Here is a 17039-nt window from a genome sequence, read left to right as displayed (position 1 = left end):
CTCGATACCGATGGCAAAATCGTGGTGGTTATCGACCCCGGCCACGGCGGCCCAGATGTGGGGGCGGTGGGTATCGGCGGATTGCAGGAAATCGAGGTGGTTGACCCGGTGGCTTATCGAACGGCACAATTGCTCGAAGAACAAGGGATTGCCGTCGTTTTAACCCGCTCGGAAAATATCGATCTCGACCTCGAACCGCGCGTCCAACTGGCCAACCGCCTCGATGCCAATTTATTTGTGAGCATTCATGCCAATGCCATCAGCCTGAGTCGTCCCGATGTCAACGGCGTCGAAACGTACTACTACAGCACGGGGGGAAGACTGGCGCAAGTCATCCACAGCTATCTTCTCGAAGCCAGTGGAGGCCCCGATCGCGGCGTAAAAACAGCCCGATTTTACGTGTTGCGCAATACCGATATGCCGGCAGCACTGGTTGAGTTGGGCTTCGTTACCGGTCGCTATGATGCTCCTCGGTTAGCGGATGGGGAATATCAAGAAATTTTGGCGCTAGCGATCGCCCGCGGGATTCTCGCGTACATTTCCCAATACTGCCCCGGCCCCTATTGCGAAGGTTGAGTCGAGAGCTTGAGTCGATGGCGCGAAAGTATTGGCTCAAACAATTTGGGCAGTTCGCCTCATGGTAAAGTCAGCAAAATGACTGATTTAATGGGGTAATTAAAGAGCGATCGGTCAAATGGGTTGGATGTTGCGACCCAGTCTCGATCTCACCTCGACTGCCGACAATTTAGAACATCAGACGAATATATGAGCGACGATCGAAAACGAATTGGGATTTTTGACAGTGGTGTGGGAGGACTCACCGTTTTGAGCGCACTGTACCGACAACTGCCCGACGAATCCTATCTCTATTTCGGCGATACCGCTCGCCTCCCGTACGGAACTCGCTCGGCAGCAGAGATCGTGCAGTTTATGCGCGAAATTCTAACGATGATGAAACAAGAGCGCGTGAAAATGGCGATCGTGGCTTGTAATACCAGTGCCGCCCTCGCCCTAGATATCGTGCGATCGGAATTTGACTTCCCCATTCTCGGCCCGATCCTGCCCGGTGCGAAAGCTGCCGTCCGGGAAGGTCGGCGTATCGGCACGATCGCCACCCCAGCGACGGCCCAAAGCGGAACCTACCGACGAGCAATGCTAGAAGCCGACGCAACGGTGAAAGTCTGGGAAGTGGGATGTCCGGAGTTCGTTCCGATCGTCGAAGGGAATCGACTCCACGAACCCCAAACCTACCAGATCGCCCGCTCGTACTTGGAACCGCTGCTGCGGCAACGGATCGATACATTGGTTTACGGCTGCACCCACTATCCCCACCTCGCCCCGGTTCTAAACGCGATTTTGCCCCCAACGGTCAAACTTGTCGATCCGGCGATTTCCCTCGCCGAGGCTGCCGCACGAGAATTGGATTTGTTAGGGTTGCGCGCTGAGGGTGAGCCATTACCCACCCGATTCGGCGTCAGCGGTTGTCCCGATCGATTTGCCCAGCTTTCGGTGCAGTGGCTGGGCTTTACCCCCTTTGTGAGCAAAGTGAGTTTACCCCAGGTTAGCCCTGGGTCGGTTCCCCTCCCTCAACAGTAAAGGGTCGATCGCGTCGCTACTTCCCTTGAGAGATGGGTGAAAAAGAGCTGGGGAAGCAGGGAGAGCAAGATTTGATATTTAAGCCAGATCGTTCTAGTCTTAATGGCTACTGCTCTAAGCTCAAGTCCATCGCTGTCCTCGCCCTCGAGACGATCGCCAGATAAGCCAGATGAGCCAGATGAAATATTGCATCTTGCGACCCAAAACGATATGGCTCAGAGGAGGTCGAAAACATTCATTCTCTAAATAAACTTGCCTTATTCCCCGCTCTTTTGGGGAGTTGTCAACAAGAAACATGACCATGTTAGATTTTCTCAACCCGATTCTGAAACGACATCCAGAGCGTATCAAAGCCGACGTCGAAATTTATACTTGGCAAACTTGCCCCTATTGCATTCGCGCAAAACTGTTGCTGTGGTGGAAGGGGGTGCGCTACACCGAATACAAAATTGATGGGAACGAAGAGGCAAGAAGCCAGATGGCCGCGCGGGCAGACGGTCGGCGCTCGGTTCCGCAGACTTTCATTAACGATCGCCACGTTGGAGGTTGCGACGATCTATACGCCCTCGACAGTCGGGGAGAACTCGATCCTCTATTGGCAGAACCTTCAACATAGCTTGTAGAAGTTTGTAGCTTAAATTATTATCAGGAGTAAAAAATTGAGCTTATTTTCTAATGTTCCAGGTATGTCTTTCTGCGGTTCAAAATACCAGCGGTTCTCTTTAAATTTTACCAAAGATTTTGGAACTCTCTTCTCACCTATTTTGTAGCTTCTAGTTGGTCTTAACTTAACCCGTTCGATAATGGCGATCGGATCGAGTAACGTGCTGCTAATCAAAAGATAGACTCTGATGGCCGCTTCAATATAAGAGGCTGATGCAACAAGTCGATCGTTTTCCTCCCGAACGACAAGAACAAAGTAATACGGTTCGTTCTCGATCTCAAAATAGATGAAAAAAGCACCGGGTTCGCTCTTTTCATCAACAAACAAAATTTTTGGAGTGTTATCTCGTACCAGGAGTTTATGTACTGCTCGCACTTGTTCGGTTACTCCAAGCATTGGATTGAAAGTTTCTGAAATCGCGACTTTTTTTGCCAAATCTTCGGTCAGCATTCAACTCTGGACGATCGGAGATCGTAAGGAACGAATTCAAACAACAAACAAAAAGAACCGCCATTTTTCCCTCTGGCATAAAAATAACCGATCGGGAAAAATAGCGGCTTCAATTCAACAGGTATTAGAACCTACTTAACAACCAACTCCTTCTCCTCTAACGGTTGGTTGCTCGCTTCGGGAGAATCTGCTTCCGAAGGTGGCACCACTTGCCAGAACTTCGGCAGACATTCCGTCCAGTTGGCAAGAATCCGCTGGGCTTTCGGGCTGCCGGTGCGTTCGGCGTGGGCGGCAATCAGCGCCTTGAGTTGTGCTTCTCCCGCCTGGGTGCAGACCCGCTGAGTCTTAACGATTTCTCGATTCACCTTCGCGGGGAAATTGCCTTCTTCATCGAGGAAATAAGCCAAACCGCCGGTCATCCCAGCGCCGACGTTACGACCGACTTTCCCGAGAACGACGATCGCCCCGCCAGTCATGTACTCGCAGCAATGGTCTCCCGCCCCTTCGATGACCGCTTGCCCTTTGGAGTTGCGCACGCCGAAGCGTTCTCCGGCAAGTCCGAGGACGTAGAGAGTTCCTCCCGTCGCGCCGTAAATACAGGTGTTGCCAACGATCACGTTTTCACTCGGATCGAAGGTGGTGCCCACGGGGGGTTTGATAATAATTTCACCACCGTGCATCCCCTTACCGACGTAATCGTTTGCCGATCCTTCGAGGGTCAAGGTCATGCCAGGGAGATTGAATGCCCCGAAACTCTGACCGGCACTCCCTTTGAAATTGAGATTCAGTTGACCTTCAAAGCCGGTGTTGCCGTATTTCTTGGCGATCGCCCCAGAAATACGTGCCCCTACGCAGCGATCGGTGTTGACGATCTCTAAAGTCTTGCTGATGCTGCTTTGATTGGCGATCGCCCCGGCCATTTCGGCATCTGCGAGCAACTCGTCGTCGAGGACTTTGCCGTTGGTGTGAATGTCCGGAGGCGTTGCCCAATTGCGGTTTTCCCCTTGAGGCAATTTGGTGATGCAGTCGAGATTCAACGATTGGGTTTTGGTCAGTTGCACGTTCTCGCGCATCGTCAGCAAGTCGGAACGCCCGATAATTTCATCAACCGAGCGATAGCCCAACTTCGCTAGCAGCGATCGCACTTCTTGGGCGACGAACAAGAAGAAATTCACCACATGTTCGGGCATTCCAGGGAAGCGCTTGCGCAGCCGTTCTTGCTGGGTTGTCACCCCCACCGGACAACTATTCATGTGGCAGACGCGGGCCATAATGCAACCTTCAGCAATCATGGCGATCGTGCCGAAGCCGAATTCTTGCGCCCCCATCAGCGCCGCCATCACCACGTCCCAACCGGCGCGCATACCGCCGTCGGCCCGCAGAATCACTCGCTCGCGCAGTTGGTTTTCCATCAACACCCGATGCACTTCCGTCAGGCCCAATTCCCAGGGACTGCCTGCATGTTTGATGGAACTTAGGGGAGATGCCCCCGTACCGCCGTCGTGACCGGAAATTTGAATCACGTCGGCATTAGCTTTTGCCACCCCCGCAGCGATCGTCCCGATACCGATCGAAGAAACCAGCTTCACCGAAACTTTGGCGTTGGGGTTAATTTGGTGCAAGTCGAAAATCAGTTGCGCCAAATCCTCGATCGAATAGATATCGTGGTGCGGTGGCGGCGAAATTAGCGTCACCCCCGGCTTAGAACGGCGCAGCATGGCAATGTAGTTGCTCACCTTGCGTCCGGGGAGTTGACCTCCTTCTCCGGGTTTCGCTCCTTGGGCGACCTTAATTTCAATTTGCTTGGCGCTCATCAGGTACTCTGGTGTCACGCCAAAGCGTCCCGATGCCACCTGCTTAATGGCTGAGGAAGCCGTATCTCCATTGCGGAGTCCTTGCAAGTGGGGTAGGGTTTGGGAATGCCCCTGCGAGTCCACATCTTGGATGGCTCGGAAGCGGATCGGATCTTCGCCCCCCTCGCCGGAGTTGGACTTGCCCCCCAGACGGTTCATGGCGATCGCTAGGGTTTCGTGGGCTTCGGGAGATAGTGCCCCGAGAGACATCCCGCCGGTACAGAAGCGCTTGACGATATCTTCGGTCGATTCCACTTCGTCGATCTCGATCGACTCGCGATCGCTCTGGAAATCTAACAAATCCCGCAAAGCGGCAACGGGTCGATTCCCCAGATAGTCCTGGTAGGCTTGGTAGTGGTCGTAAGTCCCCTCCCGCACCGCTTTGTGGAGAACCTTGGTTAATTCGGGATTGTTGCCGTGGTATTCGCCCCCTTTGCGGTATTGGATGAAGCCGAAGTTTTCCAATTTGTTGGCTTCGGGGAAGGCCCGCTGGTGGAAGGTAAAAACTTCTCGGGCGAGTTCGGCAACGGTGATGCCGCCGATGCGAGAGGCGGTTCCTTTCATTCCCAATTCGAGCAAATCGGCACCGATCCCGATCGCCTCGAAAATCTGCGCCCCTTGGTAACTCGACAGCCGGGAAATCCCCATCTTCGAGAGAATCTTCAGCAATCCGCCTTCAGTTGCCTTGCGATAGTTGGCGATCGCTTCGGCAAGGGTCACGTTTTCCAGCTTGCCCAACCCCATCATCTTCTGGGTTTTGGCATCGTTCCACCAGGTCCGTAGGGTCGCCCAAGTCAGGTAAGGGCACACCGCACTCGCCCCGTAGCCCACCAAACAGGCATAGTGGTGAGTACTCCAGCACCCGGCCGTATCCACGACGATCGAGGCTTTCATTCGCAATCGGGCATCGATCAGGTGGTGGTGAACCGCACCGACGGCCAGTAAGGGGGGAATGTAGCTTCGATCGCTGCGGGTTCCGTCTCGATCGCTTAAAACTAATACTTCCGCGCCATTCTCCAACGCTTCCGTGGCTTTTTGGCACAGGGCGCTCACCGCTGCTTTGAGTCCCGAGGGACCGGAGGCGACATCATACAACGTTGAGAGGGTGACGACATTCAAGTCAGAACTCTTGATTCCGCTCAGGTCGGATTCCGTGAGGACGGGGGTTGCCAGTTTCAGCAGCCGATCGGCACCAGGGGCATCATCGAGCAAGTTTCCCCGAGAACCCAGAAACGTACTCAACGACATCACCAAGCCTTCGCGCAAGGGATCGATCGCCGGGTTGGTGACTTGGGCGAAACGCTGTTTGAAGTAGTCGTACAGCAGACGCGGCTTATTGGAGAGAACCGCTAGGGGAATATCATCCCCCATGCAGAAGGTGGGTTCTTTGGCCAACTGCGCCATGGGCACGATAATCATGTCCACGTCTTCTTTGGTGTAGCCGAAAGCTGTTTGCTGCTGCACCAAGGCTTGGGCATCGGGGACATCCGCAGGCGGTGCGCTGCCGTTTGTCGGAGCAATGCCGAGTTTCGGACGGGCAGCTACCCATTCCCCATAGGGATGCTCTCCGGAAATTTTGCGCTTGATATCCCAGTTTTTCAGGACTTGGTGATTTTCGAGATCCACCGCCAGCATCTGACCGGGACCGAGGCGACCTTTTTCGAGAATATTCCCCGGATCGAGATCCACCACTCCAGCTTCGGAGGCGACAATGACGAGGCGATCGCGAGTTAGAACGTAGCGGGCGGGGCGCAGTCCGTTGCGATCGAGTCCGGCTCCGACCACTTTACCATCGCTAAATGCCAACAGGGCCGGCCCGTCCCAGGGTTCTTGAATGCCACTGTAATACTCGTAAAAATCCACAACTTCGCGATCGTTATCAAGTTCCGGCTGGTTTTGATAGGCTTCGGGCACCAGCAACATCAACGATTCTAGAGTCGATCTTCCCGATTTCACCAACAACTCGAAGGAATTATCCAAGTTCGCCGAGTCGCTGATATTGGTATCCACGCAGGGTATGAGTTGCTCGATGCGATCGCCCCAATTGGGATGGGAAAATTCCGCTTGGCGAGCCTTCATCCAGTTAATATTGCCCAGTAAGGTATTGATTTCTCCGTTGTGACCCAGCAATCGCATCGGCTGTGCCAGGGGCCACTTGGGCATGGTATTGGTGCTGAATCGGCGATGGTATAAGGCGAAGGGGCTGATGTAATCGGGATCGGTCAAATCTTGGTAAAATTCCCCGAGAATCGAGGCGCGCACCATTGCTTTGTAAACGATCGTCCGGCAGGAGAAAGAACAAATATACAGGTCATCTCCCCAGTGCATCGACGTTGTGGTTTCCAACGTCTTGCCGATCGCCCGTCGCGCTAGATATAGTTGACGATCGAGAGCATCTCCAGTCAGGGTTTTGCTGGTGACGACAACCTGTTCGATGCGAGGCTGAACTTCGAGCGCTTGAGGGCCGAGAACCTCCGGTTGGATGGGAACCGGACGCCAGCCCAATACGTCTAACCCTTCGCGAGCGAGAACTCGATCGGTAATTTGACGAACCTCGGCGGCGGAGCGCTCGTCTCGGGCTAAAAATACCATGCCCACTCCCGTGTTCTCGGGGGGGGGAATGGCGATCGACTCTTTCCTAAGCCACTGTTGGATAATATCCCAAGGAATGGCGCTCATTATCCCCGAACCGTCACCGGAGTCGTAGTCGGCGCTGCAACCGCCTCGGTGTTCCAAACACGACAGCGAAGACAAGGCTTTGAGCACAATATCGTGGCTCGGTTCGTTATCCTGGTGAGCGATAAAGCCAACACCGCACGCATCTCGTTCTTCAACTAACCAGGGTTGTCCGCCGAAGGGTTCTGCGGGGGTGGGTGCAATTCGATCGGTTCGATCGAATTTTGAGTTTTGATTGATGCCAAACTGTTCCACGATCTTTCCTAAATGTCTCCTTATTAACAAACGGCCAATTTTTACGATCGCGCGCCATCTCGAATGCAGTCATTATCGAGGGAAAGTTTCGAGCGAAGGCGGGATCGGTAAACTTTAGGGTAAGGGTCAATATTTTTAGGTCGTGTTGACTCGATATCGCACCGTCAAGCCACGCCACTAACACATTTAGACCTCACTACAAACCTGACAAAGACGTTAATCTCAATCGATATTTCAAGCGACTCAGATAAATACAACTTCGCAGGAATAATTGTCTTCGTTTCCAGACTTCGGCCATTTCGAGGCTATTGCACGAGGGTGTTCTTACTAGATTTTGGGTTACGATACCGTGAGATTTTATACAATTTCCCATCGGGCACGATCGGTTCGACCCAAATTGAAATAAGTTGTGAGATAAAGATTCTAAGGGAAAATACCCAACTTTGACAATGCCAAACCTAAAATACTTAGGTGGAAGCCACTTAAATTATTACATCATTGGCGACTTTCAAAGAAATCCTGACGCTCTATCGACCTCATCCCACAGACTGAGGCGGCATGACTTGAAGATATGGCGCAACGCACTCGTGCATTTACCCTCTCAACGGGAGAGAGAATTTTACCCAATTCATACGAACCTTCTGTTTTTACTCTCTTTCCCTCACACCCGCAGTGCCCGATCGTGACATGGGGTCTGTTGATGCAACATCAGGAGTTTGGGAAGATAGACTCCTTGGTTTGGCGACGATCTGGATACTTGCCATCGAGATTCGGTCTTAGAGGCAACATCAACGCTTACGATCGGTCCTCCATCTCTTCTACGGACTTCGGCACTCCCGCCGTAATAATTTCTTGTCCGGTTTGTGTCACCAAAACATCATCCTCGATACGAATGCCAATTCCGTACCATTGCGGATCGACTTCGGGCTGTTCTTCGGCAACCTTAATGTTGCCGGAAATGTAAATTCCCGGTTCCACTGTCAGAATTTGACCGGGTTGTAGGGTTTGCCACGCCTCTTTCCCATGTTTGTAAGCCCCTACATCATGTACGTCGAGGCCCAGCCAATGTCCGGTTTTGTGCATATAAAAGGGCTTGTATTTTTCTTCTTTAATAATCTCTTCGATGTCCCCAGCAAGCAGTCCCAACTCCATTAATCCTTCGACGATAACCCGCACGGCTACGTCGTGGTGTTCGTTATAGGGTAATCCGGGTTGAATGCGCGCGAGGGCTTGTTTCTGCGCTTCGAGAACGATTTCGTAAATTATCTTTTGCTGGGGGGTAAACTTCCCGCCCACGGGGAACGTCCGGGTAATATCGGAGTTGTAATATTGGTAACAGCATCCAGCGTCGATTAGGAGTAACTCTCCATCCTCCATTTGTCGATCGTTCTCGATGTAGTGCAAAATACAAGCATTTTCACCAGAAGCAACAATCGAAGGATAAGCCGGACTTCCCCCTTGGGCGGCAAAGATATACTCAATTTCGGCTTGCACTTCGTATTCGTAACGACCGGGCCGGGCAAATTCTCGCGCTCGATTGTGAGCAACAACGGCGATCTGCGCAGCACGGCGCATTCGGGTCAACTCCGCTGGGGTTTTCACCAACCGCATGGGATTAATGAGGATGCCGGAATCTTCGATCGCCGTCGGACCGGTTCCACGACGGGGAACCATTCGCACTTGACGCTGCCAGTGTTGGAGAATTTTCCCATCGAAGCTGCGATCTCTTCCAAAATGGTAGTAGATGCGATCGGCATTCTCTAAATACTGGGGCAATTTTTCATTGAGTTCTTCAATGGGATAAGCAACATCTGCCCCATATTTTTCTTTGGCGATCTCCACTCCGGCCCGAACCCCCGTCCAGGTTTCTCGTTCGATATCTTTGGGTTGTACGAATAAGATAAACTGGTGCTCGTCGTGATGGGGGGCGAGTACCGCTACGGCATTGGGTTCGTTAAATCCCGTGAGATAGAAAAAACTGCTATCCTGGCGAAACCCATACTCAACATCATTGTGCATTACCGCCATCGGGGCACTGCGAAAAATTGCCGTGCCGCTGCCAATTTTGGTCATGACTTGTTGTCGTCGCTGGCGATACTCCGATTGCATGGCAAACTTCCTCGATATTTGATTGAAACCGTTACACAATGCGATTGACCCGAGCCGAGTCGATACCCACACCTCTGCTTATCGATCTTTTCATTGTCTAAATTATCGATCGACTGGAAATATTAAAACCTGGTGCGGTTGTTGGGCATCGAGGACTCAATCCAACCTACAATGCTTGGACGGGTCAGTCAATCAGTTTCGATCTATAAATTATAATGAAAGACAGAGGGCAAGTTGACGAATTCGATCTCGCTGTTTTTTCGCGGATAGTTGTTTAAAAAAATGATTTTTGAATGGCTGTTTTTATAAAAAGCAAAAAACAAATTGACTCAAGACATAAAAATAAATTAATTGGCTTGCACATTTCTCTTATGACGCTCGATATTTCAAAAAAATATATAGCGGTTCTCACACTCATGAGGTACAAAGTTTCTGGGTTGAGAAGATGGGGAATAGGGAATATAATTTGGGTGCACCTCACAAATTCGAGAATTGCTATATCACAACGAAAAATAAATTAATTCATCAATTTTCCAGAATAAACACTGCTTTCTATTATCAATAAACTTAAAGCAATAAAGACTATTATTTTAAATTTTGATATATTTAAAAAATATCTATTTTATTTTTTCAAAGAATGAGTCTAATCTATCGCTATGAAAAAACATAAATTTTTCCCTTTAGCTCTAACTCCTATTGCTGTCAGTATTCTAATTATGAATACTAAGGCAGTATTAGCCTTTAATATTACTTCAAGTCCCAATAGCAGCGATTTTCTCGATGCTATTTTGGGGGACACTATGGGATTAAACAATTTTGAGATTTCAGCTTCTGGTAATCCGATGGCTTTCGGTCTTTTTCAAGACGATCCCTTTGGATTAGATTCAGGTGTAGTATTGAGTACTGGAAAAGTAGAAGATTTGCCAGGAGTCAATACTTTAGACGGAACGCAGCTTGATTCTGAGGGAATACCCCTCAGAGATCTAAGTACGAATTTCAACGGTACTTGTGTGCCTATTTCAGAAACATTTTCATGCGAGTCTACAACGGTTAATATCTCTTTTGATGTCGACGATAAGATTGAAAAAGTTTTCTTTAACTATATCTTTGGGTCTGAAGAGTTTGTTGAATTTGGAGGCAAAAAGTTTAACGATTCATTCGAGCTATTACTCAACGGTCAAAACCTGGCAAAGCTCAGTGACGGACAAGCTGTCAGTATCAACAATCTTATTCCCAATTCAGAAGATGTGATGTCTTTTCATTCGGACTATATTAATAATCCCGTTGGTTCTCAAACCCAAACAAAACTAGATGGGTATACGCAAACACTGGGATTTGAAGGAATTTTAAACAAAAACGAACGCAATACCCTCACTATTCAAATTACCGATATCGGCGATAATCAGTTTGATTCTGCAGTCTTCATCCAGGGGAGAACACTAGGAACTCGTCCGACTCCAGTTACAGCAGTTCCCGAACCGAACTTGTGGTTGGGATATTTATCATTGGGAGCGATCGCTTACTTATACAAGCAACGGAATTTATAGTTATTTTATGTTGTTTCATACTACGGAATTCTATACGAACAGTCCTCAAGCAATATCGAAATATTAATAAAATAAATCCATCTCGAAAAAGAAGAAACTTCGGAACGGGTAACGGGAGCGGAAATTGATTATTCGGGCACGAGTATTGATTTGATTTTTCATTCCTACAAAATATCTAATCGGTCTAAATCTCCCTCAAATTTCCAGTTGCCGATCGATGGCAAGTTCGCTCGACGTTAACAAAAGTACTTAGTATTATTACAAAATTGTTAAAGTCGAGCGACTCTAACAAACACTTGTCATGTGGGAAAAGTCTCGAAATTCTGGTCGCTTACATCGATGCGTCATTCAATTGTTACGTTATCGCAACAATTTTTGTATGAGAGAATGCACGGGGGTCAAAACAACCGAGCTAAAACGAAACCCAGGTATAGTGCTAGTACCCCGCTCGATAACGCATGTAAGCCAGATTGCGATCGCCTGATTTTGATTCGCTAAAATTCTGATGTTGCCGTAACTGAGAAATCGACAAAAACTTGGTGATACAGATTTGGACGATCGGAATTTGACGCTTATCTAAAATTCAGGCTATATCGTGTCGATATTGCATTAATGAAGCGATCGTCAATAAATTTTGACTTGACCGGATGTATCTGACCGTCCAACGATTTTTAACTCGATCGGGAAGTGTTGTCTATCGCATCAATAAAACAGTTCCCTTGGAGGTAGAGTTATGAAAACGCAAATCGATACCAGCGCTCATCCCATTTGTCCGATATCTGGAGTACAAATGAAGCCTTGGCTTCTCGTTCCAGGAGATTGGTTACGAGCTACAGATAACCCTTTCCAATTGTATTGGTGCGAAGAATCTCAGTACGGATGTTTGTACCCCAGACCGAGTGCTTCGGAGATTGCCCATCTCTACGATTACGAAGGGTACTATACTCATACGACCGCCTCGAGGGAGTTAGACGAAAGGTCATTCCTCGAGCGATTGTGCCTTCATATCGCTTGGCGTTTGGATCGAGGGTCTGACTTGACTGCAGACTGGTTCGCTCGGCATTTCGGCTCCACCTCTCAAGAGGTGTGTGAGGTGGGGTGTGGTAATGGCAAATTGCTCGGACAGCTTCAGGCGGCAGGTCATACTGTCATCGGTGTCGAACCCGATGCCGAAGCACGTCGCTTAGCTATGCAAAACAGAGGTCTTCAAGTATTTCCCGGTACGGCAGAGTCAATGCCAGCACAAGTCCAATCGAAACGTTACGACGTCGTGATTATGGCTCACGTACTCGAACACACCCTAAACCCCCTGCTCGCACTCGAGAATGTGATGGATTTATTAAAACCAAACGGCAAATTAGTACTCGAAACCCCGAATAATGCAGCGGTCGGTTTAGGTTGGTCTGGCGTAACTTGGTTTTGTCTGCGAGTCCCAGAACATTTACATTTTTTTACTCAACCCAGCCTGTCCGCAATTTGCGAACAAGTCGGCCTTCAGGTTAAAGCTAGTGAGTTTAGGGGCTATTGCCGCCAATTTAGTCCTCCTTATATCCATACGGAACGGCAGATTTGGGAGAGCCTAAATTCCCTAGGTTCTTGTCGAGACGATCTTCCTTCGATTAACTCCAGTCAGAAAGCTTGGTTATTGTTGCTGCGGACGATTTTTGCAAGGGAGGAACAGAAGTACGATTGCGTTCGCGTTATTGCCGAACGGCAAGAGAGCGCCAAATACGCCAAATAATATCAAATCTGGTTGAGTGACTATAATTCAGGATGAAGAGCTGGGGAAGCAGGCGTTACTGGGGGAGCAAGAGACTCACTCGTAGAATTTGCGCGCTTACAGTCAATTACCCGGCTCCGGATCTATAGCAACTGCACGCGTCAGTTAGGACAATTAGAACAATTGTGTCATCTTAGGAAAGTCTTTCCCCCGAAGCCTCCGTTGCCTACAGTCACTTGTGTCCTAACCGATATGGCGACTGCTATAACTGAGAATTCGGTACAGTGAGAAAAATCAAAAACAAAAATGGGTCTTTAGATACCGTATCTAGCTCGATGGACGCACTTTAATCTTGAGACTCTTTCAAGGGGATGACCGAAACGTCCACCGCATCTACATCAATAGTTCCCGGCGGGGTCGATCGCTCGAAACCACCATTTTTGACTTGCAGGGCTTCTCCGCAACTCGGGCATTGAAGGGGAGTATTGGCCAATCCCGCTAGTGGGTGCTCGCAGACGGGACAGCGATCTTGGACGAGATTGCGACCGATCCACCACTGTAGCCCCAGAGCCAAAATAAATGGTGTTAATACAAGCAACCCAAGGACGATCAAAAATGACTTAACCAGCCAGCCCAGACCGATCGCGAACAACAAAGAAACGATCGCGATCGGCATTAGCCAGGTACTAAGACTCGCAAGAGCGTATTGAAGAACTTTGGAGCCGTTTGAGTTCACAGCAGCCTCCGCAGGAAATCGGTGGAAATATTTCTATCTTAACTGGGGAGAGACCCTCTATACGAGTGTCGGTCACCCTACTCGACCCATTCTCCAGCAAAGATACTATCGACAGCCCTTTCGAGACGATTAACGTCGGCAACCAGCAGAGGCGACCACAAAACACCATTTTTTCGTCCGGTTTCTAATAGTTTGTGGCTCTCAAAGGTCAACAAATGTAAGGCGCGGACAATTCTTCGATCGAGTTGGTCGGTGTTTTTTACCGATTCGTAGAGAGTTCTAAGAGCCAGCAAAATTGAGGTCATTTGTCCGGGAAGGGGAGACTTTCCTCGATCGAGCAGCATCAGAAACGAATCTGGGTTGCGTTGGGTGACAAGTGCCGTACCTTGGTCGATTAAAAAATTGTAGGCTGTTTTAGAATCCATAGCGGGGAAGATTACTAAATATTCTCAGACTACCAGGGTAGAGTAGAGAAAAACATTTTCCCACTCATTAGGGGAAACCCACAAATACTCAAGTTAGGGTAGAACCTTCAAATCCTTGCAGTTAAGTCGAGCCAAAATAAAAGAGCGAATCGTCAAAGCACAAAATCCCAAATCCGATCTTCAACCGCTTATGTCCTCAAGCCACAGACCATCTTTCCCTGATGTCGATCTCGCGAATTCTCCAGTTAAAGTAGGTATTTTACACTCCTTGAGCGGCACGATGGCTCTGGGTGAAGCGGCTCTCAAAGATGGAACGCAATTGGCGATCGACCAAATCAATTCGGCAGGGGGCGTACTCGGTCGTCCCTTGCAACCGACGATCGAAGATGGGGCGAGCGATATGCAAATCTTTGCTCGCCTTGCCCGGAAACTTTTACAAGAAGAGCAAGTGAGAGTGGTTTTTGGCTGCTCGACAAGTTCTAGCCGCAAAGCAGTACTGCCCCAATTCGAGCGAGCTAATGCCCTACTATTTTACCCCGTCGCCTATGAAGGTTTCGAGCGCTCTAAGAATATTATCTACACTGGAGCCGCTCCCAACCAATACATCGTTCCGGCGATCGAATATCTGCTCGATGGCGGCAAGCGGAAGTTTTTTGCCATCGGAGCGGAAGGAATTTTTGCCCGCAGCATCAATCGCATTATTCAAGCCCAGCTTGCAGCACGAGGGGTCGAGTGGGTTGGTCAGATCTACGTTCCACTCGGTTCGACGGATCTAGAGGCGACGATCGCCCACATTAAAGCCACTCAACCCGATGTGATTTTGAATGCCCTCGCCGGAGCCAGCAATTTTGCCTTTTTTCACCATTTATCGATCGCTTCGCAGAGTGCGGGTTTCGCGTCAGTGATGTCCTTTCGACTCACCGAAGAAGAAATCAGACACATCGGAGCCGAATATCTAGCGGGTCACCTCATCGCCAGTAGCTATTTTCAGACAGTAGATACCCCGCAAAACCGCCAATTTGTTGCTGCTTACCAAGCCAAATACGGATCGGAGCGAGTCGTGGGAGATGCGATCGCGACGGCATATAGCAACGTATACCTGTGGAAAAAAGCGGTTGAGAAAGCTGGAAGCTTTGATGTAGATCGGGTCAGAGCTGCGATGGGTTATCTAGAATGGAGAACGCCGGGGGGCAAAGCCAAGCTCGATCGAGCCACCGGACATACCCGGAAAATCGCCCGTATCGGTCGTGTAAGAGCCGACGGGCAAATTGAAGAAATTTGGCGATCGCAGCGTCCCATCACCCCCGATCCCTTTCTTAAGACCTATCCTTGGGCCGTCGGGATCTCTCCAAAAGGGTTTTTGGGAGAAGTCCGCTGGAGTTTGATGGGGTTGTTTGTTGCCCTGGTCGGCCTTGCCACGATCTCCACGGGGGTGGGATGGAGTGCCTCCCAGCAGCTCGAACGATCGATGAAGCTCTTGGTACGTTCCTTACCCTCTAACCCCACCCCAGGCAGTCTGACCAAGCAAGAAGCCAAAAAAGCCATCGATGCAGCCGATCGTACCCAATCTTGGTTGCTGGTGTTATTAGTCTCGAGCTTATTGATGATGCCGATCGCGTTGGTGGTGGTTTTTCGCATCACTCAGGCATTGAGTTTGCTGCGTCAAAAAGCTCAATTGTTAGCCAGTGGTGATTTTTCGGCCCGATCGCCGATCGTCTCCGGCAATGAAATTGGCGTTCTCTCTGCCGCTCTCAATACGATGGCTCAGCAAGTCAATACCTTGCTTAAAAATCTGGAGGTGCGGGGTCGGGAATTAGAAGCTGCAAAAGAAGTGGCAGAAGCTGCAAACCGAGCCAAAAATCAGTTTTTAGCGAATATGAGTCACGAATTGCGCACACCTCTAAATGCCATCATCGGCTATAGCGACTTGCTTCAAGATGAGGTTGCCGTCTTGGGGGGAGACGAAGTGCGAGATTTGCAAACGATTAATCGAGCCGGTCGGCATCTACTAGCCCTAATTGAAGATATTCTCGACATCTCCAAAATCGAGGCCGGAACCATGGAACTGTCTATCGAAACCTTCGATGTGTCGCAATTGGTGGATGAAGTGGTGACGACCCTCAGACCGACGATCGCCCAAAACCAAAATACCCTCACCGTCAATTGCGCGGCGAATCTGGGAACGATGCAAGCCGACTCCCGCAAGGTCAGGCAAATCTTGTTGAATTTGCTCGACAATGCCACAAAATTCACCAAAGCGGGAACCATTACTTTGAATGTCTGGCGTTCGGAAGCCTCGGAGCCGAAACTCGAGACCAACACCCCTGAATTTTTGGTGTTTTCGGTAACCGATACCGGAATTGGTATGAATCCCCAGCAGCAATCTTATCTTTTTGAAGCCTTTACCCAAGCAGATACATCACTGGCTCGCCAATATGGCGGCATGGGTTTGGGGTTAGCAATTTGTCAAAATTTCTGCCGGATGCTCGGCGGTCGGATTACGGTGGAAAGCGAGATCGATCGAGGGTCGACTTTTACCGCCTATCTTCGCGATGGCTTCAGCAACCCAGAGAAGTAAAGACTATTTCAACGTCAGGATTCAGGTGTAGGATTCTGGGATGAGGTTCGCCATTCAATCGAGAATCCTACTCGTCCCAACCCAAAGAAGACGAAATCGCCTGCTAGAACTGCGGTACGAGAACTTCACAATGGCAAGGCATATATCGGTTTGCACGATCTCGACGTTAAAGCACTTCGCACGGGTATCGTTACCCATTAAAAATTCTATGGATTTGTGAAAGTCCGATGTGAGTCGCGATTTTCCCATTTTCTTTTGTTCCTGAGTCCTCCCCATTCTCCCGACTTCTCACTACTACAAAGTGTTGCAACCCGAACCCAGACCAGAATTGAAGCAATCATTGAGGCTGGTCTAAGATAAAAGATATCCGTACTGCCGTCGTATCGAATGAGTCAAGCGCTCTGCGGCTGCGCGCGGATACTCCGATCGA

At 49.6% G+C, this 17039-nt stretch carries 11 protein-coding genes; 6 read left to right on the top strand and 5 right to left on the bottom strand.

All coding sequences use genetic code 11. From position 1 onward, the window contains the following. The 3 genes from IQ235_RS00255 to grxC form a co-directional block, all read left to right on the top strand. Nucleotides 1-576: N-acetylmuramoyl-L-alanine amidase family protein (locus tag IQ235_RS00255; protein WP_264319487.1), on the top strand; the 576-nt coding region annotated here is incomplete at its 5' end. Nucleotides 577-765: 189 nt separating this feature from the next. After that, nucleotides 766-1596, top strand: a complete 831-nt coding sequence (gene murI / locus IQ235_RS00250; protein ID WP_264319486.1) for a glutamate racemase — start codon at nucleotides 766-768, stop codon at nucleotides 1594-1596. A gap of 301 nt (nucleotides 1597-1897) precedes the next feature. Further along, on the top strand, nucleotides 1898-2212 hold the full coding sequence (gene grxC, locus IQ235_RS00245) for a glutaredoxin 3 (protein ID WP_264319491.1): 315 nt from the start codon (nucleotides 1898-1900) through the stop codon (nucleotides 2210-2212). 18 nt (nucleotides 2213-2230) lie between these two features. Here grxC and IQ235_RS00240 read toward each other — a convergent pair whose 3' ends face one another. From IQ235_RS00240 to IQ235_RS00230, 3 genes are all read right to left on the bottom strand, one after another. Next, nucleotides 2231-2710: a DUF4279 domain-containing protein gene (locus tag IQ235_RS00240; protein ID WP_264319485.1), complete on the bottom strand. Its 480-nt coding sequence runs from the start codon at nucleotides 2708-2710 to the stop codon at nucleotides 2231-2233. Between the two features lie 131 nt (nucleotides 2711-2841). After that, nucleotides 2842-7443 (bottom strand): glutamate synthase-related protein, encoded by a 4602-nt coding sequence (locus IQ235_RS00235; protein ID WP_264319490.1) that lies wholly within the window; start codon nucleotides 7441-7443, stop codon nucleotides 2842-2844. Between the two features lie 846 nt (nucleotides 7444-8289). Then, entirely contained in the window at nucleotides 8290-9603 is a 1314-nt protein-coding gene (locus IQ235_RS00230; RefSeq protein ID WP_264319484.1) for an aminopeptidase P N-terminal domain-containing protein, read from the bottom strand. A 656-nt stretch (nucleotides 9604-10259) separates the two neighbouring features. Here IQ235_RS00230 and IQ235_RS00225 point away from each other — a divergent pair. Both IQ235_RS00225 and IQ235_RS00220 read left to right on the top strand, forming a co-directional pair. Continuing rightward, on the top strand, nucleotides 10260-11150 hold the full coding sequence (locus tag IQ235_RS00225; protein ID WP_264319483.1) for a choice-of-anchor L domain-containing protein: 891 nt from the start codon (nucleotides 10260-10262) through the stop codon (nucleotides 11148-11150). A 733-nt stretch (nucleotides 11151-11883) separates the two neighbouring features. Further along, entirely contained in the window at nucleotides 11884-12891 is a 1008-nt protein-coding gene (locus tag IQ235_RS00220; protein ID WP_264319482.1) for a class I SAM-dependent methyltransferase, read from the top strand. A gap of 325 nt (nucleotides 12892-13216) precedes the next feature. Here IQ235_RS00220 and IQ235_RS00215 read toward each other — a convergent pair whose 3' ends face one another. Continuing rightward, entirely contained in the window at nucleotides 13217-13606 is a 390-nt protein-coding gene (locus tag IQ235_RS00215) for a hypothetical protein (protein WP_264319481.1), read from the bottom strand. A gap of 77 nt (nucleotides 13607-13683) precedes the next feature. Then, nucleotides 13684-14031: a Dethiobiotin synthetase gene (locus tag IQ235_RS00210; RefSeq protein WP_264319480.1), complete on the bottom strand. Its 348-nt coding sequence runs from the start codon at nucleotides 14029-14031 to the stop codon at nucleotides 13684-13686. A 190-nt stretch (nucleotides 14032-14221) separates the two neighbouring features. On the opposite strand from IQ235_RS00210, the gene IQ235_RS00205 reads away from it, so the two are divergent. Beyond that, entirely contained in the window at nucleotides 14222-16609 is a 2388-nt protein-coding gene (locus IQ235_RS00205) for a transporter substrate-binding protein (RefSeq protein ID WP_264319479.1), read from the top strand. Nucleotides 16610-17039 lie beyond the last annotated feature (430 nt).

Origin of the sequence: Zarconia navalis LEGE 11467, from assembly GCF_015207075.1 — a bacterium.
GTDB classification, from domain to species: Bacteria; Cyanobacteriota; Cyanobacteriia; order Cyanobacteriales; family Geitlerinemataceae; genus Zarconia; species Zarconia navalis.
This window is presented reverse-complemented; position numbering and strand designations above follow the sequence as displayed.